At 52.3% G+C, this 20,441-nt stretch carries 21 protein-coding genes and 1 riboswitch; of the genes, 5 read left to right on the top strand and 16 right to left on the bottom strand.

Features of this window, described 5'->3' with window-relative positions:
• Positions 1-54 precede the first annotated feature (54 nt).
• Positions 55-786, bottom strand: coding sequence for a hypothetical protein (locus tag AK95_RS24110; RefSeq protein ID WP_071222444.1), 732 nt, complete (start codon positions 784-786; stop codon positions 55-57).
• Between the two features lie 113 nt (positions 787-899).
• On the opposite strand from AK95_RS24110, the gene AK95_RS35385 reads away from it, so the two are divergent.
• Positions 900-1,097 (top strand): putative holin-like toxin, encoded by a 198-nt coding sequence (locus AK95_RS35385; RefSeq protein ID WP_071222443.1) that lies wholly within the window; start codon positions 900-902, stop codon positions 1,095-1,097.
• A 194-nt stretch (positions 1,098-1,291) separates the two neighbouring features.
• Here AK95_RS35385 and AK95_RS24100 read toward each other — a convergent pair whose 3' ends face one another.
• The 7 genes from AK95_RS24100 to AK95_RS24070 all read right to left on the bottom strand — a co-directional run bounded on the left by AK95_RS24100 (position 1,292) and on the right by AK95_RS24070 (position 7,162).
• Positions 1,292-2,071: an AraC family transcriptional regulator gene (locus tag AK95_RS24100; RefSeq protein ID WP_071222442.1), complete on the bottom strand. Its 780-nt coding sequence runs from the start codon at positions 2,069-2,071 to the stop codon at positions 1,292-1,294.
• Between the two features lie 6 nt (positions 2,072-2,077).
• Positions 2,078-2,674 (bottom strand): LysE family translocator, encoded by a 597-nt coding sequence (locus tag AK95_RS24095; protein WP_071222441.1) that lies wholly within the window; start codon positions 2,672-2,674, stop codon positions 2,078-2,080.
• A 138-nt stretch (positions 2,675-2,812) separates the two neighbouring features.
• A complete protein-coding gene (locus AK95_RS24090) occupies positions 2,813-3,172 on the bottom strand; it encodes a DMT family transporter (protein WP_071222440.1) in 360 nt (119 codons plus the stop codon).
• 4 nt (positions 3,173-3,176) lie between these two features.
• Entirely contained in the window at positions 3,177-3,746 is a 570-nt protein-coding gene (locus AK95_RS24085) for a TetR/AcrR family transcriptional regulator (protein ID WP_071222439.1), read from the bottom strand.
• A 308-nt stretch (positions 3,747-4,054) separates the two neighbouring features.
• On the bottom strand, positions 4,055-4,861 hold the full coding sequence (locus tag AK95_RS24080) for an energy-coupling factor transporter transmembrane component T family protein (protein ID WP_071222438.1): 807 nt from the start codon (positions 4,859-4,861) through the stop codon (positions 4,055-4,057).
• Positions 4,858-6,540 carry an ABC transporter ATP-binding protein gene (locus AK95_RS24075; RefSeq protein WP_071222718.1) on the bottom strand — a complete coding sequence of 561 codons (1,683 nt, stop codon included), beginning with the start codon at positions 6,538-6,540 and terminating at the stop codon, positions 4,858-4,860. Before AK95_RS24075 ends, AK95_RS24080 begins: the two co-directional genes overlap by 4 nt.
• A complete protein-coding gene (locus AK95_RS24070) occupies positions 6,533-7,162 on the bottom strand; it encodes an ECF transporter S component (protein ID WP_071222437.1) in 630 nt (209 codons plus the stop codon). Before AK95_RS24070 ends, AK95_RS24075 begins: the two co-directional genes overlap by 8 nt.
• 91 nt (positions 7,163-7,253) lie before the next feature.
• Positions 7,254-7,366, bottom strand: a riboswitch (TPP riboswitch).
• A gap of 164 nt (positions 7,367-7,530) precedes the next feature.
• Between AK95_RS24070 and asd the strand changes: the two genes are divergently transcribed.
• Positions 7,531-8,334 carry an archaetidylserine decarboxylase gene (gene asd, locus AK95_RS24065; RefSeq protein ID WP_071222436.1) on the top strand — a complete coding sequence of 268 codons (804 nt, stop codon included), beginning with the start codon at positions 7,531-7,533 and terminating at the stop codon, positions 8,332-8,334.
• Between the two features lie 75 nt (positions 8,335-8,409).
• On the opposite strand, the gene AK95_RS24060 is transcribed toward asd, so the two are convergent.
• The 3 genes from AK95_RS24060 to pdxR all read right to left on the bottom strand — a co-directional run bounded on the left by AK95_RS24060 (position 8,410) and on the right by pdxR (position 12,371).
• Entirely contained in the window at positions 8,410-9,243 is an 834-nt protein-coding gene (locus tag AK95_RS24060) for an SDR family oxidoreductase (protein WP_071222717.1), read from the bottom strand.
• 816 nt (positions 9,244-10,059) lie between these two features.
• Positions 10,060-10,845, bottom strand: coding sequence for a helix-turn-helix domain-containing protein (locus AK95_RS24055; protein WP_071222435.1), 786 nt, complete (start codon positions 10,843-10,845; stop codon positions 10,060-10,062).
• Between the two features lie 59 nt (positions 10,846-10,904).
• On the bottom strand, positions 10,905-12,371 hold the full coding sequence (pdxR, locus tag AK95_RS24050; protein ID WP_071222434.1) for a MocR-like pyridoxine biosynthesis transcription factor PdxR: 1,467 nt from the start codon (positions 12,369-12,371) through the stop codon (positions 10,905-10,907).
• Between the two features lie 124 nt (positions 12,372-12,495).
• On the opposite strand from pdxR, the gene AK95_RS24045 reads away from it, so the two are divergent.
• A complete protein-coding gene (locus AK95_RS24045) occupies positions 12,496-13,110 on the top strand; it encodes a pyridoxamine 5'-phosphate oxidase family protein (protein ID WP_071222433.1) in 615 nt (204 codons plus the stop codon).
• A gap of 125 nt (positions 13,111-13,235) precedes the next feature.
• Positions 13,236-14,534, top strand: a complete 1,299-nt coding sequence (locus AK95_RS24040; protein ID WP_071222432.1) for an aminotransferase class I/II-fold pyridoxal phosphate-dependent enzyme — start codon at positions 13,236-13,238, stop codon at positions 14,532-14,534.
• A gap of 81 nt (positions 14,535-14,615) precedes the next feature.
• Here AK95_RS24040 and AK95_RS24035 read toward each other — a convergent pair whose 3' ends face one another.
• The gene (locus AK95_RS24035) at positions 14,616-15,290 is read right to left on the bottom strand and encodes a hypothetical protein (protein WP_071222431.1); all 675 of its coding nucleotides are present in this window, start codon (positions 15,288-15,290) and stop codon (positions 14,616-14,618) included.
• 262 nt (positions 15,291-15,552) lie between these two features.
• Here AK95_RS24035 and AK95_RS33910 point away from each other — a divergent pair, with 262 nt between their 5' ends.
• Positions 15,553-15,669, top strand: coding sequence for a sporulation protein YjcZ (locus AK95_RS33910; RefSeq protein WP_083397722.1), 117 nt, complete (start codon positions 15,553-15,555; stop codon positions 15,667-15,669).
• Positions 15,670-15,799: 130 nt separating this feature from the next.
• On the opposite strand, the gene AK95_RS24030 is transcribed toward AK95_RS33910, so the two are convergent.
• The 4 genes from AK95_RS24030 to AK95_RS24015 form a co-directional block, all read right to left on the bottom strand.
• Positions 15,800-17,020, bottom strand: coding sequence for an ABC transporter permease (locus AK95_RS24030; protein WP_071222430.1), 1,221 nt, complete (start codon positions 17,018-17,020; stop codon positions 15,800-15,802).
• Positions 17,017-17,769, bottom strand: coding sequence for an ABC transporter ATP-binding protein (locus tag AK95_RS24025; protein WP_071222429.1), 753 nt, complete (start codon positions 17,767-17,769; stop codon positions 17,017-17,019). The genes AK95_RS24030 and AK95_RS24025 overlap by 4 nt, the downstream gene beginning before the upstream one ends.
• Positions 17,770-17,887: 118 nt before the next feature.
• A complete protein-coding gene (locus AK95_RS24020) occupies positions 17,888-19,234 on the bottom strand; it encodes a DEAD/DEAH box helicase (protein WP_071222428.1) in 1,347 nt (448 codons plus the stop codon).
• A gap of 257 nt (positions 19,235-19,491) precedes the next feature.
• Positions 19,492-20,376, bottom strand: a complete 885-nt coding sequence (locus AK95_RS24015; protein WP_071222427.1) for a LysR family transcriptional regulator — start codon at positions 20,374-20,376, stop codon at positions 19,492-19,494.
• Positions 20,377-20,441: the final 65 nt, after the last annotated feature.

Raw genomic sequence — 20,441 nt, 5'->3', positions numbered from 1 at the left:
TAGCAGCTAAGGACGGCAGCAGGTCTCTTCTATATTCCGTCCGTTTTACTCCGTTCAAATCGGTTCAAAGATGGCTACCTGTCGTTTGCCCACCTTCATATGCTGAATCCTTTGAAACCGGTCATGCTTTAATTTTTGCCCTTTGTCGGATATGACCGCAACCACGGAGCGGCCAGGATCCAGGATGGAATGAATGCCATTAAAGAAATCCTTCACCGGCTCATCGCTTCCGCCGCCCCAGCTAACCAGGTCACCATAAGGGAGATCGGTCATGACGATATGGGTTCCCTTGCAGGAGGCCAAGCTTTCCTCCGGTTGGGTTATATCAGCTTGAAAACAAGCCGTCTCTTCCACACGCGACGACCTTAACAGCTCCCTCAATCGGCCAGCGCTTTGCAGCGCATCCTGGTGAGACGGCTTATGATACAACGCCAACAGTTCTTTCAGCTGTTCGGTGCGTTGTTCCAGCCCCTCCTCGCGGAGCAACGACAGGTTTTTCGTGGCTATTCCGAGCACCTCTGCGTTAATGTCAGAGCCGATGACGCGATGAATGCGCTGCCCGTGCAGCAGCCCAACCACCGTTAACAGATACGCCCCGCCGCAGCAGGGATCGAACAAGGTATACGGCCCCTGTACCCCTTTTTTCTCCAATAGTTGAAAGCACCGCTGGGCAATCTCGCTGGCTAGTCTGACAGGAAACGAAGTCGTTCCCTGCGCATTATACAGAACCCGGCCGCTGGCGAAATCCTCGTAGCTGCGCTGGGCTGATTCATAGATATATTCCATTCGAATGATTCCTTCCATCCGGCTAAAGCCTGAGTAATTTCAAATAATCCAAATACAGATTAACATCTCTTGGACCTATCTCAAAATCCGGTTCCAGCTTGGGAGGCGATGCCATGGAAGTATACCAAACATTGACGCTAATGATTTCGTTCGCGACGCTGGTGTTGTTAATACTTTCGTTCCATAAGAAAAAACGTCTATCGACGTACATTCACAGAAGACAGACCGCGTTTAGAGGACGTTTTTCTTGCGATTATCGAATGAGTTCAGCTTCGCTGAAAACTTATAAATTCTATCTTAAAAAGAAATAGACCGCCCTTGGTCAGGATCACGGTCTATTTCTGATCGGATTTCCTATAGCCGACCGCTCTTATAGCGGTACGTTGTACGCCGGGATCGTGTTCGCGCACGGTCCCTTTTACATTCTATACACATTATAACGGAGTTTATTCACAAATGCCAAGCCTGGCTTGAAAAATCGCGCGAATGATCGGCACCTGCCGCCTCACTTATCCAGATGGGACATATAATCAAACGCCGTCGTGCCGTACACATTCTTGAAATGCCGGTTCAAGTGGGCAAGATCCGTGAAGCCGCACTGGGTAACGGCCTGATATACATCCCGGCTGTCCTCGATCAGATGCTTGGCGCGCTCCACTTTGCAGTTCAGATAATACTGATAAGGCGACAGCCCCGTATTTGCTTTAAAGTAACGAATGAATTGATACTTCGACATCCCGAACTCCCCGCTTAATTCATCCAGACGGAGAACATGATCCAGATGATCCTGCATCATTTCTTTGGCCTTCCGCGTAAATATGCTGTCCTTCCGGCTATCCGGGTTCAGAATACTCTCGTTAAAATGCCCTGCCAGACCCAGAAGCAGCTCGCTGCTTCTAGCCTCCGGCTGACCCGTGAAGATCGACCTCGTCACATCCAGAATGCTCTTCCGCAGCCCGGCGTGATATACAATCGGGGATTGGAACCGGACGATATCCTTTTTCTGAATCAATTCCAGAAATAGCTCCGGATGAATATAGATCATCACATAATCGATGCCCGTTCGTTCCTGCGACCAGCCATCATGATTCTGCTCGGGATGGAACAGCATAACCCCGCTTTGGTAAGAAGCCTGCTGACTGCCGTCCAGCGAGTACTTCTGAATGCCGCGCAGCGTGACGCCGAGGGCGTACTCCTCGTGATAATGCTTTTTATATTTGAAATCCGTCAGGCTCGCGGACAGCGCCGTAATGCCCAACGCTTTTTTATAGATAAACTGCTCCATCTTCCATCACCCCTTTATGAGCTCCGGTATGCCGGATACGACGATTGCCGAGTACAGCAGAAACAAAGCCAGGATCGTGTTGGTCGTTCTCCGATATTTTTGCATAATTCCTTGAAAAAGGCTACCGCACACGGCCCAGGTCATATACGCGGACAGCCCGATTAACGATACCGCGACAACAAACGCCGAGATGACAGGACCTGCCGTATAATACGGCATGACGTAGCTTGGAATGACCGTCAGCGTAAACAATACCACCTTCGGATTGAGAAACTGCATCAGAAAGCCGGACGTGAAGGACGCCGTTTGATTCGTGCCGGACTTGGATACGTCCATGGTATACACCTGATACGTGAGATACAGCATGAACAAGCAGCCTACGATCCGCAAGATTGGCAGTACGATTGGCATGCCTGTTGACAGAAGCTGGCCCAATACCACGGAAGCAGCGATTAATAAGAAAAAAGCGATGGAGGCTCCGGCAATGTAGCGCAAGGTCTTCTTCATGCCGGAATTCTGAACCGAAGACAAAATGACGATGTTGGATGGCCCCGGCGAGAAAGCCACGATAAAACAGTAAATAAAAAAAGAAGACAGGTTCATGATGATAGCTCCTAACAAAGGAATTTCCTTTGTCATTATAGAGCTGGAGGCGAAGCAGGGCATAGTACATTATTGCAGCAGAACTAGAGCCGCACAAATACGGCTCTTCACCGCAGATTTCGGTTTCTTCTATCGCCCTTAGTGACCGGACTGGTGCGTCTTCGGTTGTTCCTGCGCATGCGCGCTGCCGGATAGATTCAGCAGAACGACCCCTGCGATGATCAGCAGGATCGAGAATATTTTCAGACCGTTAATCTGCTCCGCAAAGAACATATAACCGATGACGGTAATGATCATGATGCCAAGTCCCGACCAGATCGCGTAAGCCACGGATATTTCAATCTGCTTCAAGCTCAGCGTCAGGAAGCTCAAGCTGCAAATATAGAATACCACCAGCAGCACGCTGGGCAGCGGTTTGCTGAACCCCTCCGACAGCTTCATGTTCAGCGTCCCCGCCACTTCAAACAGAATCGCCAAACTTAAATAGAACCAATGCATAATCTCAAGACTCCTCCCGTTTCTCTGCGGCAATCCCGAACAGCAAGATGTCCATAACGGACTGCAGCAGCTCCCCTAGCGGCAATTGATGCTTCACCGTCGCCCTCGAATCGTAAATCTGATGGAGCGATCCGAGATACAGATCGATGAACAGTGGCATATGAATTCGTTTGATGCTTCCCTCGGCCATGCCTCGCTCCATAAGCTCGGTGACAATGCCCCATTCCTCTCGGAAAAAGGTGTCCAGCTTCTCCCATTGCGCATAATGCGTGCGCTTCAGATCCGGCAGCATCCCCAAATCCATCTGCTCCATCTCCTGGGGCAGACAGATTAGAATCTGGTGTATCTTCTCCAGAACGGTAAGCCCCTCATCCTCCGCAATTTCACGTTCGCGCTGCTGGATGTGCCGGATCATCCCGTCAATGATATGTTCGACAATCTCTTCCTTGGATGAGAAGTGCTCATAGATCGTCCGTTTACTAATGGCAAGGACGCGGGCCAGATCACTGACCGTAAACGTAAATCCTTGCCGCTGAATTAAGCGGATCGTTTCATTCAATATTCGCTCGCGCAACTGACTAACTCCCCTTCTGGTACCATAAATACTGTATCGGTACCACTAGTATTATAACTCCTTGATCAGCATGAAATCCAGACATGATTTTTTAAATATAGCGGGGCAGAAGATAGCTAAACGTACTAGGAACGCCGGATACATATGATAAAAAACGTTCATAGACCGTACTTTCTCAGAAGGCAGACTGCTCATAACAGATGTTTTTCTTGCGATAGAAGGATGGTTAGCATTTGAAGTTTGAATCTCATAACAAAAAGAGCCCGCTTACGTATCGTAAGCAGACTCTTTTCGATTTCACCAATCCTTTAATCAAACCGCACGTCGCCAATGCCGAACCATGGAAAATATCCGGCTGCGGCATAAGCGAAAGCGGCCGCAACTGCAAGTAATCCTATAACCAGAAGATCATAGCGTGAATAACGCGACGGGTAATAATACGTTCGGGACTTCGCCTGATCGCCATCGAATTGCTTGGCCTCCATCGCGGCGGCCACCCGATGGGCCCGGCGGATGCTCTGTGCCAGCAGCGGCACCACATACAGTCCTGCGCGGTTCACCATGCCGCGAATTCCGCGGATCGGGCGGACTCCTCGTACCTTCAAGGCTTGGCGGCGGATCACATATTCCTCCCACACCATGGGCAGCAGCCGGATCGAAGCCATGAAGCTGTAAGCATACTTGGGTGCAAGCCTCAACTTCTGCATCAGGCTGTAGAATAAATCCACCGAGGACGTTGTCGTCACGAGCAGCAGCCCCTCCGAGGCAAAGGCAATTCCCTTAAAGCCCAAATGCAGCCCTCGGTAGAAGCTTTCTTCCGATACCCGGAACAACCCCCACTCCCACCAGATCGTTTCTCCCTTACCGAACAGCATCATGGAAGAGGCGGACGATATGAAGGCAAGCAGAAACGGAATGAAGAACAACAGCATTTTCCACGGCTTCACCCCGCTGAGCACCACGAGACAGACCATAAAGATCAACGCCTGGTACAAAACAAAATCAAGATCATGGGTTAACACCGTCATGAAAAACAGCGCACAGATCAGACCCAGCTTCACCACCGGATTCGCCCGGTGCAGCCAAGTGATCCGTACGGGGTTCCATATGTTCATGCATTCACCCCCGTGAGGCGATGATCGGCCGTGGTTAGATTTTCGCGAGTCTCATCAGTGCCATTCACTCCGCCCGCCTCCCGTCCGGATTCCGTCCCGGTACACCAGCGCGGGGAAGGCATGCTCGAGGTCAGTTGTCCCTCGCGGATTTCCCATATATGCGTGGCGACCCGCTGGGCGACCTCCATTTCATGCGTCACCATGAGAATGGCGGTTCCCGCACGGCGCAGCTTCTCGCACATCTCCAGAATCGCGAATGTATTCCGCGCATCCTGTCCGAAGGTCGGCTCATCCAGAAGCAGGACGAACGGCTGTCTTGCCATGGCCGTAGCCACGCTCAAGCGGCGCTTTTGGCCTGTCGACAGCTGGTACGGATGCCTGGCCTCCAAGCCATTCAATCCGAAACGTTCAAGACAGCGCTCGGCCTGCGCCTTCGCTTCCTCCGGCGGCACATGATCCACCAGCAGCGAGTAAACCACCTCATCGCCGATGCGCTCCGTCAGGAATTGAAGCTCCGGATTCTGAAACACGAATCCGATTTGGCGCAGCTGCTGCTCTCTCTTCTTCCGCACCTTCCTGCGCTTGCCCTGAATGACCTCTTCCCGGCAGAGCATGTAGGTCCCTTCGGCGCGAAGCAGCCCCATCAAACTGAGCAGCAGCGAGCTTTTGCCTGCTCCGTTCGGACCTACCACCGCAATGAATTGTCCCGGAAACACCTCGGCCGAAGGGAGGCTAATGACCGGTTTATCCCATCTCATTCCCCTGAAATTCGCCAGGTGAATGACAGGCTCCCCACGTTGAGCATACGGCGGAGCAGCCTCATGCAGGAGATTACGATTACCCTGCTCATCGCCAAGCGCATCGACCGGAGCAAACAGCTCTCTGCCCGCCCGGGTCTGCGCATAATCTTCCCATACGCCGGGATACCAGATTCCATAAGCTTGGAGTTCCCGCTCGTATTCTGCGAATATCGCTGCTGGAGGACCTTCGCCCAGAATCACGCCATCCGGGCTGAACAGCACGACACGATCCACGTATCTGGCCATTTCTTCGATCCGGTGCTCCACGATGATCAGTGTCCGCCCATCCGATACGGCCTTCACCGCGGACCAGATTTGCTCCCTTCCTTCCGGGTCGAGCAAGGCAGATGGCTCGTCTAGGAACAGCACCTCCGGCTCCAGCAGCAGAGCCGAAGCCAGCGCTAACCTTTGCTTCATGCCTTGGGACAGATGCCCGATCGGCATATGAAGCTCCTCAAGATCAAGCCCCACCTCGCGGAGCGCCGCTTGCATCCTCTCCTTCATCTCATCGCGCGGAACACTTAGATTTTCCAGTACGAAAGCCAGCTCTTCATCCACGTACGGCATGCAGAACTGGGTATCCGGATCTTGAAATACATACCCCCAAGAGCGCGGAACCAGCTGCGACTCGCATTTCATCGGCACCTCCGTTGCGCGGGGAATCATCCCGCTAAGCACCTGCAGCAGCGTGGATTTGCCGCAGCCGCTCGGACCGAGCAGCAGCACCTTCTCCCCGCGGACAGCCGAGAAGGAGAGGTCTTTGAACATCAGTCGTTCCTCGCCCGGATACTTCAGACGCAATCCCTCCACATACACGGCCGGTTCCGGAACCATCTCAGCGGACTGAGCCGGAACCAGGCTAACCGTGGCATTAGACATGGCGCGGATCATCCAGTGCTTCGTAATCCTTCTTCGACGCAGGACGCAGCAGGGATGTGACGCCCGTGCGGTCCAAGGCTTTGGCCAGCAAGAGCATGAGCAGGCCTGCAATGACGGCACCGCTGAGTACCCGCATACCGTATTTGGCCAGGAACATCCACGTCTGCAGGTCATCGGTATAGCTGTAATAGAAGTCCATGATCATCGATCCGATGGCTGCGCCTGCTCCGGCAATCGCCAGCGTCCACGCCGAGGTGCTCCGATAACGGAACGCCGCGAATACCAGTTCTGCCCCAAGTCCTTGAATGAGCCCATACAGCAGCAGAGTCAATCCCCAGCCGCTGCCAAACAGCACTTCCACGTGGGCAGCCGCCACTTCCGCAATGATGGCCACTCCCGGCTTACGGATTAGCAAGTAAGCAAGCGTGGCTGCAGCGAACCACATTCCGTATAACAACTCATCCGCTTCAAAGAACAGCGGTTTTAACAGATTGTAAACCGAACCCCAGAAGTGATAAATGACGCCAAGCACCAGCGATACCAGCACCGTCACCAAAATATCGCTTAACCGCAGCCCTTTTCGGGGCTGAACCCCCAACTTCTCTTGCATAGATGTTCCCATAACCACACATTCCCCTCTCCACCTCTATTTTTGTGTAAAAACAACAAAAAACCGTCTGGAAAAACGCGCAGACGGAAAAATAGGCCCTATGTAGGCAGGGTCGGATATTCTCTACGCTGGCATTACCCAGTTCAGATTAACGGTCAACAGCGGATAACAGCTGCAATCTCAGCCTGATTCACTCAAGCCCCCGTATTCCCTATTCGGTTTCATGTTAATCTTAAAATACACATTCGTTCTCCAATTAGCAAGAACCTTTTTTCAAAAATGGCTATTTATTGATTTCCAGCTCATTCTATGTCAATATCAGAGTGATTGGCTTTTCCACCAACGTTTATTGCTGACACCTATGCACAAAGGAGAATGACATGGCTAAACAATTGCTGCGTCTGATGACTGAGCTGTCCTCCCGCAAGTGGCTGTCCCGAATCATGGGGCATTGTTCCCACAGCCGGCTGAGCCGTCATCTAATACCTGCATTCATACGAATTTATCAAATTCCGGCCCATGAAGCGGAGAAAGAAATCCACGAATACCGCTCACTGAACGAATTCTTTTCCCGCCGGTTAAAAATAGGCCTGCGCGCCATAGATGACACCGCCGATGCCATGGTAAGCCCCGTCGATGCCACGATATCGGCGATGTGCGCCGTCAACGCCGGCACCATTCTGAGCGTCAAGGGACAGGATTATACCCTGAGCGAGCTGCTCGCCAAATCACCGAGAATGGAAAACTACATCAACGGTTATGCATTTGTATTGTATTTAAGCCCAACCGACTATCATCGCATTCATTCCCCTGTAACCGGTGTTCAGGCGGAAAGCGAGCATTTAAAGGGACGCGTTTACCCCGTGAACGATTTTGCGATGACCCATATCCGGCATGTGCTCAGCCGTAATGAGCGCCTCATTACCTATATTGCGCATGAGTTCGGCGAAGTTGCCGTCGTGAAGGTCGGAGCCATGAACGTAAGCAGCATCCGTTATGCCGACGAGAACGTGAAGAAATACGAGATCGGCGATGAACTCGCGTACTTTGAATTCGGCTCTACCGTCGTGCTTCTGACAGAGAACGGCACGTTTACTCCGCGCGGTGACCTGGAACCCGGCTCCAAGGTGAAGATGGGAGAGCTGCTTGGTTTGCTTCACCCGTCCCCGACCAGAAAAGGGTAACTCCATTCACCTTACCAAGCTTCACCAAGCATCGCATGACAAGTTAAGGCCATGAATCATTCGCTGCATGAATGATTAACGCCGGTCCAGCATCCGATAAACGATCCGCTGAAACAGCCGATCCGGCAGTACGCCCTTGATCCATGCGGTCAGCCGCGTACCTCTGGGCAGCGTATAGCGGAACCTCGGTTTGGACATGGACGCAATGTTTGCCACAAGCCTGGCTACCTCCTGCGGATCTCCGCTTCCCCTGGCTGTCCGCTCGGAATAGTCCAGCACGCCCTTCAGCAGACCGCTGTAGGGTGATCCTTCCTTTACCGTAAGCTCCCCAAAACTTTTATTCCAGATCGGCGTGCCATAGGCACCGGGCTGAATCAGTACGACATCGATGCCAAAGGGCATCAACTCCATGGACAGGCTCTCGCCGAACCCCTCCAGCGCAAATTTGGATGCCGCATAGGGACCATAACCCGGAAAGCCGACCACGCCGCTAATGCTGCTCATGAGAATGATTTTGGATCGTCCGGTCTTGCGCAGCAGCGGGAGCATATGCTGCGTTACCGATACGGTCCCGAAAAAATTCGTCTCCAACTGCTTGCGCCAGCCGCTGAGCGGTACTTCCTCCACCATGCCGCCTACCGCTTCGCCGGCGTTGTTCACCAGCACGTCCAAGCGGCCGAACTTCTGCTCTAACTCCCAAGCAGCAGCCTTGACATGTTCCTCTGAGCATATATCCAGCTGGAATACGTGAATGCGTTCGACAACATCTGCTTTTTCGGCTCGGGTCAACAGCTCTGCAGCCGCCTCCGGCCTGCGCAGACCCGCTGCCACGTCATAGCCCGCTTTTGCCAGCTCCAAGCTGATGAGCAGTCCGAACCCGCTCGACGCGCCCGTGATCAGCGCAACCATTCCTGCTCCCGCCGTTACCACCGAAACACCGCTTGGTCCGCCATTGCCACTTTACCCTTCACACCCTTCACCCTTCCGTTATCCGAACTGCCTGTCCGGTCCATTACAACCCTACGATTCGCGCTTTATACATATCCCTAATATAACAAATTTCCGTAATGCCAACAGAGTCCCTATCCGTATATGCATCCTTTTACAACGTAATCAGACATACTCCCTATTCCCATGTGCATCCATTAAATAGAACCACAAAGTGGAGCCTATGCTTCGATGCTTATTCCAAATACTTTGCGGGGACCCCAATACAAAATGCCCCACAAAGTGGAGCCTATGCTTCGATGCTTATTCCAAATACTTTGCGGGGACCCCAATACATATCAAAAAAGGGAGCCATTTAGCTCCCTTCGTTCATCCAGAAAAAAGCGTATATGATAACGGGATTCCACGTCCCCGTATGTAGGCCTAAGTCTCGTTAAAACCACACATTCTGATGATCCTGAGTCGTTGTCTTCATGCGGCGCAAGCGATTTCTGAAAATACCGCAGCCACCGCGACTGAAGAAACGTCCACGCACCCGTCTTCTTGGGCTCATTCCTCTCTCCCCCCTTCATAAGAAAAACGTCTATCGACGTACTCGCATAGAAGACAGACCGCATTTAGCGGAAGTTTTTCTTGCGATATCAGGAAGGCTCATGCTTCGAATTTATACTTTCTGATATCTTAAAATGAAGCTGTATGTCGTTTTTACCCTAAATCGCTTGCTATGAAACCCATTTGCCCTTCGACCCACCAGGTAAGTTATGGAAGGGCGGGAAATCACCGAATCTCGGATGGGCTCTTGCCCGTATACTGCTTAAATTGCCGGCTGAAAAAGAATATATCCCGGTAACCCAGCGCGTCGGCTACCTCCGTTACGTTCATCCCTTGATGCAGCAGCAGATGCTGCGCCCGCTCGATCCGCATCTGAATAATGTAGGATTGTACCGGCGTGCCGATCAGCTCCTTGAACTTGATCGAGAAGTAACGGGGGGACAACCCCGCTCTGGCCGCCAAATCCTCGACCCGATGGGGAACACCCGGGTGCTGGCGGACGTAATTCGCGATTTCATGGATCGCCTCGGACAGCTGATTGCTTGCTTTTTTGACCACCGGCTCAGCGAGATCTGCACGCAGCAGATGAATCATCAGCTGTTTCAGAATTAGCTGCCCCTCCTCCAATGATCCATAGGGCTTGTCCAGATACAAACGCACATAGCGTGCAAGCAAATATTCGAAATCCATCGTTTCCGTCAGCTTGCGATAAGATGCCGGAATCTGTTGGACCGGGTCAGTCACGTCAAAATGGATATATGTCAATACGAGCGGCTTCTGCGGATTGTGCGTCGCGCTCGTATGATCTCCTGGACGGAACAGGAAGCAGCTTCCTTTTCCCACGGCAAAGGGCTCGTCATTAAGCTCGACCGTGCCTTCGCCGCTCCATACATAGAACAAATCGTAGTTCTGCATGGGCCTTTCGCGTTTTTGCCATTTCCAGCCCGGCTCGCACACGATTTTGGCAAGCGCAGGCATGATTATAAACGAAGACGGCGATGCATTCAGCATCTCGTCATAACCCCCTCATCTCATTCAAAAATTGACCTCTTTTCCATCATACCCGTTTTTTATGTTTTTTGCATGTCCCGCCATGCCTGCGCCATCCGGGCAACCCCTTCTTCGATGCTGGATATGCCGAGATGCGAGAAGCCGAAGCAGGCGGCAGGCGGTCCGGGCGTACGATGATAGGCCGCTACATCCCGAAACATGACGCCGCGCTTGCGGGCAGCTTCCTGGAACAGGGCATAATCTTCCGCGGAGCGCAGCCAATTCGCGTAAACATGCAGGCCGGCATCGCCGGGATGAAGACGAAACAGTTCGGAGGCATGGGTATCCATCGCCTGGCGAAGCGCCCCATATCGTGCGCCGTACAGCCGGGTCATTCTTCTAAGATGCCGACCGTATCCTCCCCGTACAATAAAGCGCGCCAGCGCGCGCTGCTCCAATACGGATGGTGAGATCGGCTCATACAGAGCCTTGGCCTGCACGACCGCCTCAACCAGGCTTGGGGGCAGCACGGCATACCCGATGCGGAGCCCGGTGAACATCGTTTTGGAGAACGAACCGACGAAGATGACACGTCCCTCGTTATCCAGCATCCGCAGGGGCTCAATCGGCTTGCCGCCCCACCGGAACTCGCTGTCGTAATCATCCTCGATAATAAAGGCCTGTCGGCTTCGTGCCCAATTCAGCAGCGCCCTTCTTCGCTCCAGCGGCAGGACCGCGCCCGTCGGGTATTGACGGCTGGGGCTTACGACAAGCAGGCCGGCGTCCCAGTCACGCGGTATCAATCCAGCATCGTCGACGGGGGACGGCAGCGGAATCCCGCCGCTCAGGCTTATGCCCCGGTGGATTCCCTGATACCCCGGATCCTCCATCACCACGTGATCGCCGGGATCAACCAGCAGCTGAAACATCAGGACAAGCCCCTGCATGGAACCGCTGAAGATCACGATATGCTCGGGATCGGCCTGTATGCCCCGCGTAAAGCGCAGGTGTCCGGCTATCGCCTGACGCAGTTCGATATCCCCTTCCGGCGGCGCGCCGTTCCGCAGTTCGGCTCCCCCGCTTCCGCCTGCGTAGGATAACGCGCTACGCCACTCCGAATAGGGGAAATCCTCCATGGGCATCCTCGCATTCGCGAAAGAGATCGTACCCGGGGGAGGCTCCTCCAGCAGCTGCTGTGCCGAGACATATTCCCCGCTCTGACTCATCAGGCGTTGTCCCCAAGCGGAGAGCACCGGCGCTCGCTCGGCCAATGGCTGCTGGTCTGCCATGGCAGCAATCCCTTCGGCCACGTAAGTTCCGCTGCCCTGCCGGGATACGACGTAACCCTCGGCCATCAGCATGTCATAACACTGCGCGGCCGATCCCCTGGACACGCCGTACAGCTTTGCAAGCTCCCGCGTAGCGGGAAGTCGGGTTCCTTCCGGCAGCTTGCCACTATGAATGGCCGCGCGAATTGCGTGGTATAGAGCCAAATATTTATATCGATATTGTTCCACATAGCTCTCGAAAGGCAATCCCAGCTCCATAATGACGGCTCCTCTATTGTTATACTTTAAAATTGGACTATATAAATTACTCTAAATTGGCGCTTTTTACTTGTCAATGTTCATCGTATGCTGTTAATCAAAATGATAGGGGGAGCGTTTAACCATGAGAAGAGACGAATTTACGATGGAGGATCAACAAGAAATCGAGGACTTCCTTAGCGGCATGAGCTTTGGTTTCCTTGGAACAGCCGATGAAGAGGGAATTCCGCGTGTAACGCCATTGAACTACGCGTATGTTAACGGCGCGTTTTATTTTCATGGCAGCCGGATGGGGGAAAAAATGGACCATCTGCGCCGGACGCCCGCCGTGTGCTTTACCATCGCCGATGAGTATGCCCTGATCCCTTCCTATTTCTCCGATCCGGAGATGGCCTGCCCGGCCACGGCCTACTTTAAAAGCGTAACGGCTGTCGGCGAAGTGGTAATCGTGGATGATCTGGAGGAAAAAGCCCTTGCGATGGAGGCCCTAATGACTAAACTGCAGCCTGAAGGCGGATACCGCGCCATCGACGCGAATGACCGGGCTTATATCCCCAGACTGAAAGGGGTAGCCGTCATCAAGCTCGCTCCGCAGCGAATGAGCGCCAAATTCAAGTTCGGCCAGAACCTGAAGCCGGATCGGCTCCAGGCCGTAGTCGAAGGGCTTGAATGCCGCGGCAAGCAGCGGGATGGAGAAACCGCCGGACTGATATGCAAGTATCACCCTGGACCGCGTTAAAGCATTACAATTATCCGTGACGGTTCCTGGGGTAGGTGGTATAATGTTAGGCAATGAAAACGTAAAGGCATCTTGTCACCTGCACTTACCTTAACCAAAAGTATTCGGAAGGAAGGAATCAGTTCATGAACCCATTGGTTGGTCAATTGAATGGAAAAATGCAAGCCGGCAATCCGCATGTGTACGACATGCTCTCCACACTCGGCAAAGAAATCTATTTCCCGAAAGAAGGCATACTGAGCCAATCTGCGGAAGCGACGAGCCATGCGAAAAAATATAACGCTACGATCGGTATTGCAACCGAAGGAGGAGTCCCGATGCATCTGGGCGTCATCCAGGACAAACTTTCGGCTTACCAGCCGAAGGATCTGTACCCGTATGCCCCACCGGCAGGCAAGCCGGAGCTGCGCTCCGTATGGCGAAACAAGATGATTCAGGAGAACCCTTCGCTTGAAGGCAAGAGCTTCAGCAATCCGATCGTTACGAATGCGCTGACGCATGGTCTTAGCATCGTAGCCGATTTGTTCGTGGATGAAGGGGACGCCGTTATTTATCCCGATAAGAATTGGGAGAATTACGAGCTGACATTCGGCATTCGCCGCCATGGCATTCATGTAACCTATCCTCTCTTCACAGACGATATGAAATTTAACGCCGAAGGACTTCGTCAGGCTCTGCTGAGCCAGAAGGATAAAGGCAAAGCGGTCGTTCTGCTGAACTTCCCGAACAACCCGACGGGTTATACGCCTGGCGCTCAGGAAGGGGCCGCCATCGTGTCCGCAATCCAGGAAGCGGCCGAAGCCGGCATGAATATTGTGGTTGTTACGGATGATGCGTATTTCGGATTGTTCTTTGAAGATTCGCTGAAGGAATCGCTCTTTGGACGTCTGGCAGGCCTTCACCCTCGCGTGCTTCCTGTGAAGGTTGACGGAGCGACCAAGGAAGAATTCGTATGGGGATTCCGTGTTGGCTTTATCACGTATGCGGCAGAAGATAAAGACGTGCTGGACGCATTGGAGCAGAAGACGCTCGGCATTATTCGCGCTACGATATCCAGCGCCTCCCACCCTTCGCAAACCTTTGTGCTGGAGGCGCTGAAGGCGCCGGAATTCCATGAACAGAAGGAAGAGAAATTCGCCATCATGAAAGGCCGCGCCAACAAAGTGAAATCCATTCTCGACAGCGGCAAATACGGCGATGTGTGGGAATACTATCCGTTCAACTCCGGCTACTTCATGTGCCTGAAGCTGAACACGGTAAATGCCGAGGAGCTCCGTTCCCATCTCATCCATGAGTATGGCGTAGGAACCATTGCTCTTGGCGAGCATGATCTCCGGATCGCCTTCTCTTGTATTGATGAGGAGTATTTGGAGGATCTGTTCGACCTGGTCTATAAAGGGATTCAAGACCTGCAGAAGGCTTGATGATCCGCAAAGCAAACTCTTCAGCCCTCTCACTTCCCTGTAGGAAGTTGGGAGGGCATTTATTAATATTCAGGGACACTCCTACAATACACCGTTCATTCCGCCAAATATCCGACCTAAAACATTAAAATATATCATGATCAAAGACAATATAAGAGCTATAGGCAGAACGACTACTAATTGTATTTTATTTTTAGGAATGATAAACAATAAAACCAAGATTATGATTAGATATATTCCCATAAGCAACGGAATTAAATAGTAATGAGTGTGAATGGGTAAGTAAGCGTGACGTAATTCAAACCCTTCCGACAGCAAGACTGTAATTGGAAGGGCCGAAACAATATAAGAAAACAATCCATTTCCACGCGCATACCACATAGTATAAGCACACACGGGAGATACCACTGCGCACATTCCCCAAAACACAATTTCTCTCATTGGGAAGAAATGCAGAAAAACCACGGTGTAAGCATAATTCACGGTAAGCATCGATCCAAAAAAGACGAATATTTTTACAGCTGCTAATTTGGGCGAATAGCTGAAAACCGATAAAAGTGTTGCTACAAATACCCAAATACCAAGACGTCCACCGATATCGTCAAATATGGGGTTGATACCCGGGGTATCCACAAGTTTTGCTGCTAAACCCAAAATAACTCCGATCATCATTGCACTTACTATTGAAAAGATTTTTTGTTTTGTAGTTGATTTGTACCCTACTCTAATCTGATTCAACCTATTATGAATTTTCATTTCCCCCTCCATTTTTGTTATGATTAATTTATTTCCTAACACAAGTTAAAATCATTTTAGATTCGGTATGGTTAGGTGACTTATCCGACTGCCCCCGCCACAAATGGCGCCCATGCTAAGCGCACTCATTAAGACCGGAGAGAATCAATCCCCGGTCTTCATTTTTTCTTCTGCCACAAATAAACGCTCGCCCATACACATAGACCATTAGCTACATACAATACCGTGTACTACAAATCAACGAACTGAAAGGGGAATGAACATGGGTGCAGTTGAAGAAGTAAGATACGGCGGCGGATACGGCGGTGGATACGGAGTTGGAGCAATCCTGGTTCTCTTTATCCTGCTCGTTATCATCACTCGTTCTTTCTGGGTGTAACGACAACTAGATAACAGCCTAACAGAAATCGCAGGTCGCCACACCACGCACTGCGATTTCTGCAACCGGAATAACCCATACTATAATTACAATAGAAGGCCGGGACGTTAACGTCCCGGCCTCTTCCCGTTTATTCGTCGTCATCATCTTCACGTCGGCTCTTCCGGGCAGCAGCGCTTCGGAACAGAAATACAAGCACGATCCCTGCAGCCAGCGTACCCAATATACGTCCGGGGGCACTCAGGATGTCCGGAATGAGTGGGAGCCACAGGAGGACAGCCCAGAACAGCTGCACCTGGAAGATCAGCTTCCCTTCATTGACGCGGCGCGTACCTTCCGGAAGCGGGTAGACATGCAGCCAGAACGATTCCGGGTGAAGCTTTCGCAGTGCAGACAGTTGGAGTCCGATAATCATCAGGCTGACCAGATACACAATCGCCGATACCAGACTCTCCCGGGTTGCCATCACCAGAAAGGCTCCCAACAGTCCGACCCGAATCAGTATGCCCAGAATATCACTGCGCGTCAGGCTCTTAATCAGAAGAAAGCGATAGGCGCTTTCCTTCTTCCACGCCAAGCCCTTGCCCCATCCGGACAGCCATTTCCGCGCATGGACACGCTGCCCGCGCTGAGGCACATTCACGAACCAGCTCAACACCATCATCACCCGGCTCGCTTGTCGCTCCTCAACGGCGATTAATCGTTCCCAAGCGACCAGGTGCTTGCCGGGTACCGACAAGGCGGCAATATACGTGAGGCCGAGCAGCGCCATGAACAAGAGGGCGCGGCCCGTTGGATGCCATAACCAGGCGGCTAAGCTCAGCGCCGGAATGATCCAGCGGAGTGCCCGGTAGGCTGCTGCCGCGTTCCTTGACACCATAAGCTGCTCCTTCCAGCTGCCGAAGCTGGAGAGCAGTTTAAACAGCGTCAAAACAACAAACGTAGCCAGCAGCGGTTTTGGTGAAACATCGCTGCGTATGTATAGAGGCCATAGGATTAACATCACCAGTCCCAAACCGATGATTTTATAAATGACGCCGCTGAACCATGCTGTACTGAAGTATTTCTTCATCCGGGATTCCTGCGGAATGAGAAACACCGTATCCGCCGGACGCAGATAGGTACGGATGCTGCTGTTGATCATAAGGGGCACAAGGAAAATCATCATGATCCAGCGAATCGGCAGATCTGGCGGAATCTGCTGCAGTAGTGCAGTATACCAGGCAGCGAATGCAATCAGCAGAAACAGAAATACGACGGCTACCCCGCTCTGTATGACATAACCCAGATAGGGGAGAACTTCACCCCAAAACTGCCCGCGTCGTTTGACATACAGCTCACGCAGGTTCATTCGCCTTTACCGTCCTGAATCAACACATTAAACAGCTCCTCCAGCGACATCCCCGGCCTTCCGGCTTGGTCCTGAATTTCCTTCAGCGTTCCCTGAGCAATGATGCTGCCGCGGTGCAGCACGATGAACCGGTCGCAATAATTCTCAATCGTGGAGAGAATATGGGAGCTGAGCAATACCGAAGCGCCGGACGCCTTCAGCTCCAGCATGAAGTCAAGCAGCGAACGTATCCCGAGCGGATCAAGCCCAAGGAAGGGCTCGTCAATAATGTACAGCGACGGTCTGGCGACAAACGCGCACATGATCATCACTTTTTGGCGCATACCCTTGGATAAATGCGTGGACAGGCTGTCCATCTTCTCTTCCATGCGGAACATCTTGGACAGCTGCTCCGAACGCGACTCATAATCTTCACGGGATACGCCATAGGAGCGCGCCGTAAATTCCAGATGCTCGCGTACCGTCATCTCCTCATACAGCAGCGGGGATTCGGGAACAAACGCCAAAGCGCCGTGATAAGCTTCGGAATGCTCTGCCCGGCTCTTCCCTTGCACCTGAATGCTCCCTTTTTGCGGGTTCATCAGTCCGAGAATATGCTTCATCGTGGTGCTCTTGCCCGCCCCGTTCAGGCCGATCAATCCTACCATCTCACCCGGTTCAACCTGAAAGGTTACATCGTGCAGAACCGGTCGGTTCATGCTATACCCGCCGCTTAATCCTTGAACAGACAATACCGGCTGTTCACTCATTATCGATCACCTCTTATTCTGAAAAGTCCGGTCCCTGTGGATGTCGACCACATCCGTTGAATCGGACCCGAAAACAACATACCGGTTGCAAGCTCCGCATGGATGGAGCTTGCAGCCATTAGCTCCGTGGAGGCTTATTCTTCAGCCATTTCGGAGCGCCCTTGTTCTTGCGGTCCCGCTCCCTTTCACTCTGACGCTCACCCGAAGCCTTACCGCTTCCCGCCTTACCATTGGCGCTGGTGGAAGCAGGCTTTCGGGCCGGTTTCTCTTTTCGGGCAGTACCTCCGGCTGACCCACGTGGACCATGTCCTCGATCGGCTGGTGTAGCACGAGGAGATCTAACCTTCCCGCCATACAGAGCGCGTTCTTCAATCGATATGCCCAGCTCGCGATTGAACTTGCGCATGATGAACGTCTGACGGTCCGTTACGAGCGTTATCGCCATGCCGCTCCGACCCATGCGTCCAGTACGTCCTGCGCGGTGTGTATAATGCTCGGCGTCAATAGGCGGATCGTAATTGATGACCATGCCGAGTCCTTCAATATCAAGTCCGCGGGCAGCGACATCGCTAGCCACCAAGAGCTTGGTACGCCCTTCTCTAAACGCATTCAAAACCCGGCTTCTGGTCATCTTGTCGGCATCACCATAGATGGCAGCCGCATTTAAGCCGAGGTAGTTCAGCTTCGCTTCAACCTCTGCCAAATTCTCCGTGGCATTGACGAAGACAATCGCACGGTCGGGATTGTAATGCCGGACCACGCGGCGCAGCATGTCCAACTTGTCACGCTCTTCGGTCACAAAATAATAATGCTCCAGCGCGGACGGCGTCCGCTGCTCGGGATCAATCCCGATTTCGACCGGCTGATCCATCTCCTTCTTAACGAGCTCTGCCGTCTCCGGACTCACCGTGGCGGATAAGAATACCAATTGACGGTCGCGTAATGCACTGCGCAGAATGCGATCCACATCGCCGGCGCCGCCCAGATTAAACACCTGATCCACCTCGTCCACTACGATCGTGCTTACTTGGTGCATCTTCAATTTCCGGATTTCGATCAGCTCCCGCACACGTCCCGGCGTCCCGACGATCAGCTGAGGATGCAGCTTCAGCTTCTCAATCTGACGCTTGGCCGCGGCGCCCCCGATGAGACCGAGCACACCGATTCCGCGGGCTTCCCCGTAACGCTCGCTCTCTCTCACAATCTGTACGGCAAGCTCTTGTGTCGGAGCAAGAATCAATTTCTGTGTTCCCTTGATCTCCGGATCGATGCCCTGAAGAACAGGCAGCAAATAAGCAAGCGTCTTGCCTGTGCCTGTCTGGGAAGTCGCAAGCACGTCCTTGCCTTCGAGTATGGGTGGTATAGCCTCAGCCTGAACGGGAGAAGGCGTGACAATGCCAAACTCCGTTAATCTGGAGGACAAATCCTCGGCTATTCCTAATGTATGAAATGTAGTTGCAGTCATATGTTAGTCCATCCTTTTTTTTAGATATCAGAAGTCTATAATTCCAAAGCGCGTCTGCCTGATATCGCTAGAAAAAATCTTCCGATACATGTGGTTTGTTTACTTCATACGGTGGTAGCAGTCGTGTTTCCTACCAAGTTTTGATCACTCTGTTTCATTATATGCCAAAACAGGAGTCCTCACCAAATCAAACATCCTAAACGGCAATGAACAGCACTTTCAAATATGGCATTCGAATGGCTCGATTACCGACCTGGCTAAGGCAAAAGAGAAAGAAATGACTTGGCGGCAGCAGATAACGGAATGCCTCGAAGCGTTGCAATTCCTATGCTGCGCTCGGGAATCGGAGGATGGAGCGGCACCTCGATCAGCTGTCCTCCTTGCAGTTCCTCGTTAGCATAGTCGCGAATGACAAAAGCCAGTCCAAAGCCGCTCCGGGCAAACTGAACCAGCAGCTCAATGCTGCCAAGCTCGAACTCGGGTTTCAGCGTCACTCCCTGCCGCTCGGCATATTGATCGACATAGTTTCTTGTGCTCCCGCCCCTCTCCAGCATAAGCAGCGGGTAGTTCCCGATATCGCGAAGGGACAAGGGGTGCTGTAACTGTGCCCGCTCCACAAATGACTTGCCGGCAACTAAACAATCATGGATCGGCGAACTCGCGCGAAAATCGATTTGTTTATCGATGGCCGGTAAATGAACGATGCCAAAATCAATCTTCCCTTCCTTGAGAAGGGACAGCGTTTCCGGGGTTGTGCGGTTGGAGATGCGGATGCGTATATCCGGATAAGTGGCGTGGAAATACTCCAAATGCGGCAGCAAATAATACTTGCACAGCGTATCGCTTGCTCCAATATTAATTTCGCCGCTATGCAAGTTATGCATATCCGCAATCGCCTTTTCGCCGATCTCGATAAAGCTGAAGGCCTGCTCGATATAGCGAAACAGCACATCACCCTCCGACGTGAGTTTAACCCCCTTGGTTGTACGAAAGAACAGCGGCCCTCCGATCGTTCCCTCCAAATGCTTAATGGTATGGCTGACGGCCGGCTGGGTGATATGGAGATGCTCCGCTGCCCGCGATAAACTGCCAAGCCGGGCGGTCCAATAAAAGACACGATACCACTCCATATTGATTTCCATTATGATTACCTCGATTTTATCCTATGATAACGGGAATTCTTAACGAAAGATCAGCTTAGAATTCA

Origin of the sequence: Paenibacillus sp. LC231 (assembly GCF_001860525.1) — a bacterium.
GTDB lineage: Bacteria > Bacillota > Bacilli > Paenibacillales > Paenibacillaceae > Paenibacillus_AQ.
This window is presented reverse-complemented; position numbering and strand designations above follow the sequence as displayed.

What these genes read in the sequence shown, in the direction of transcription:
- pdxR (WP_071222434.1), bottom strand. Translation starts at nt 12,371, where the DNA reads ATGGAGCTGGGATTGCCTTTCGAGAGCTATGTGGAACAATATCGATAT.
- AK95_RS24060 (WP_071222717.1), bottom strand. Translation starts at nt 9,243, where the DNA reads ATGGTTGCGCTGATCACGGGCGCGTCGAGCGGGTTCGGACTGCTCATC.
- AK95_RS24045 (WP_071222433.1), top strand. Translation starts at nt 12,496, where the DNA reads ATGAGAAGAGACGAATTTACGATGGAGGATCAACAAGAAATCGAGGAC.
- AK95_RS24070 (WP_071222437.1), bottom strand. Translation starts at nt 7,162, where the DNA reads ATGGGAACATCTATGCAAGAGAAGTTGGGGGTTCAGCCCCGAAAAGGG.
- AK95_RS24110 (WP_071222444.1), bottom strand. Translation starts at nt 786, where the DNA reads ATGGAATATATCTATGAATCAGCCCAGCGCAGCTACGAGGATTTCGCC.
- AK95_RS24075 (WP_071222718.1), bottom strand. Translation starts at nt 6,540, where the DNA reads ATGTCTAATGCCACGGTTAGCCTGGTTCCGGCTCAGTCCGCTGAGATG.
- AK95_RS24015 (WP_071222427.1), bottom strand. Translation starts at nt 20,376, where the DNA reads ATGGAAATCAATATGGAGTGGTATCGTGTCTTTTATTGGACCGCCCGG.
- AK95_RS24035 (WP_071222431.1), bottom strand. Translation starts at nt 15,290, where the DNA reads ATGAAAATTCATAATAGGTTGAATCAGATTAGAGTAGGGTACAAATCA.
- AK95_RS35385 (WP_071222443.1), top strand. Translation starts at nt 900, where the DNA reads ATGGAAGTATACCAAACATTGACGCTAATGATTTCGTTCGCGACGCTG.
- AK95_RS33910 (WP_083397722.1), top strand. Translation starts at nt 15,553, where the DNA reads ATGGGTGCAGTTGAAGAAGTAAGATACGGCGGCGGATACGGCGGTGGA.
- AK95_RS24055 (WP_071222435.1), bottom strand. Translation starts at nt 10,845, where the DNA reads ATGCTGAATGCATCGCCGTCTTCGTTTATAATCATGCCTGCGCTTGCC.
- AK95_RS24100 (WP_071222442.1), bottom strand. Translation starts at nt 2,071, where the DNA reads ATGGAGCAGTTTATCTATAAAAAAGCGTTGGGCATTACGGCGCTGTCC.
- AK95_RS24040 (WP_071222432.1), top strand. Translation starts at nt 13,236, where the DNA reads ATGAACCCATTGGTTGGTCAATTGAATGGAAAAATGCAAGCCGGCAAT.
- AK95_RS24020 (WP_071222428.1), bottom strand. Translation starts at nt 19,234, where the DNA reads ATGACTGCAACTACATTTCATACATTAGGAATAGCCGAGGATTTGTCC.
- AK95_RS24095 (WP_071222441.1), bottom strand. Translation starts at nt 2,674, where the DNA reads ATGAACCTGTCTTCTTTTTTTATTTACTGTTTTATCGTGGCTTTCTCG.
- AK95_RS24030 (WP_071222430.1), bottom strand. Translation starts at nt 17,020, where the DNA reads ATGAACCTGCGTGAGCTGTATGTCAAACGACGCGGGCAGTTTTGGGGT.
- AK95_RS24080 (WP_071222438.1), bottom strand. Translation starts at nt 4,861, where the DNA reads ATGAACATATGGAACCCCGTACGGATCACTTGGCTGCACCGGGCGAAT.
- AK95_RS24090 (WP_071222440.1), bottom strand. Translation starts at nt 3,172, where the DNA reads ATGCATTGGTTCTATTTAAGTTTGGCGATTCTGTTTGAAGTGGCGGGG.
- asd (WP_071222436.1), top strand. Translation starts at nt 7,531, where the DNA reads ATGGCTAAACAATTGCTGCGTCTGATGACTGAGCTGTCCTCCCGCAAG.
- AK95_RS24025 (WP_071222429.1), bottom strand. Translation starts at nt 17,769, where the DNA reads ATGAGTGAACAGCCGGTATTGTCTGTTCAAGGATTAAGCGGCGGGTAT.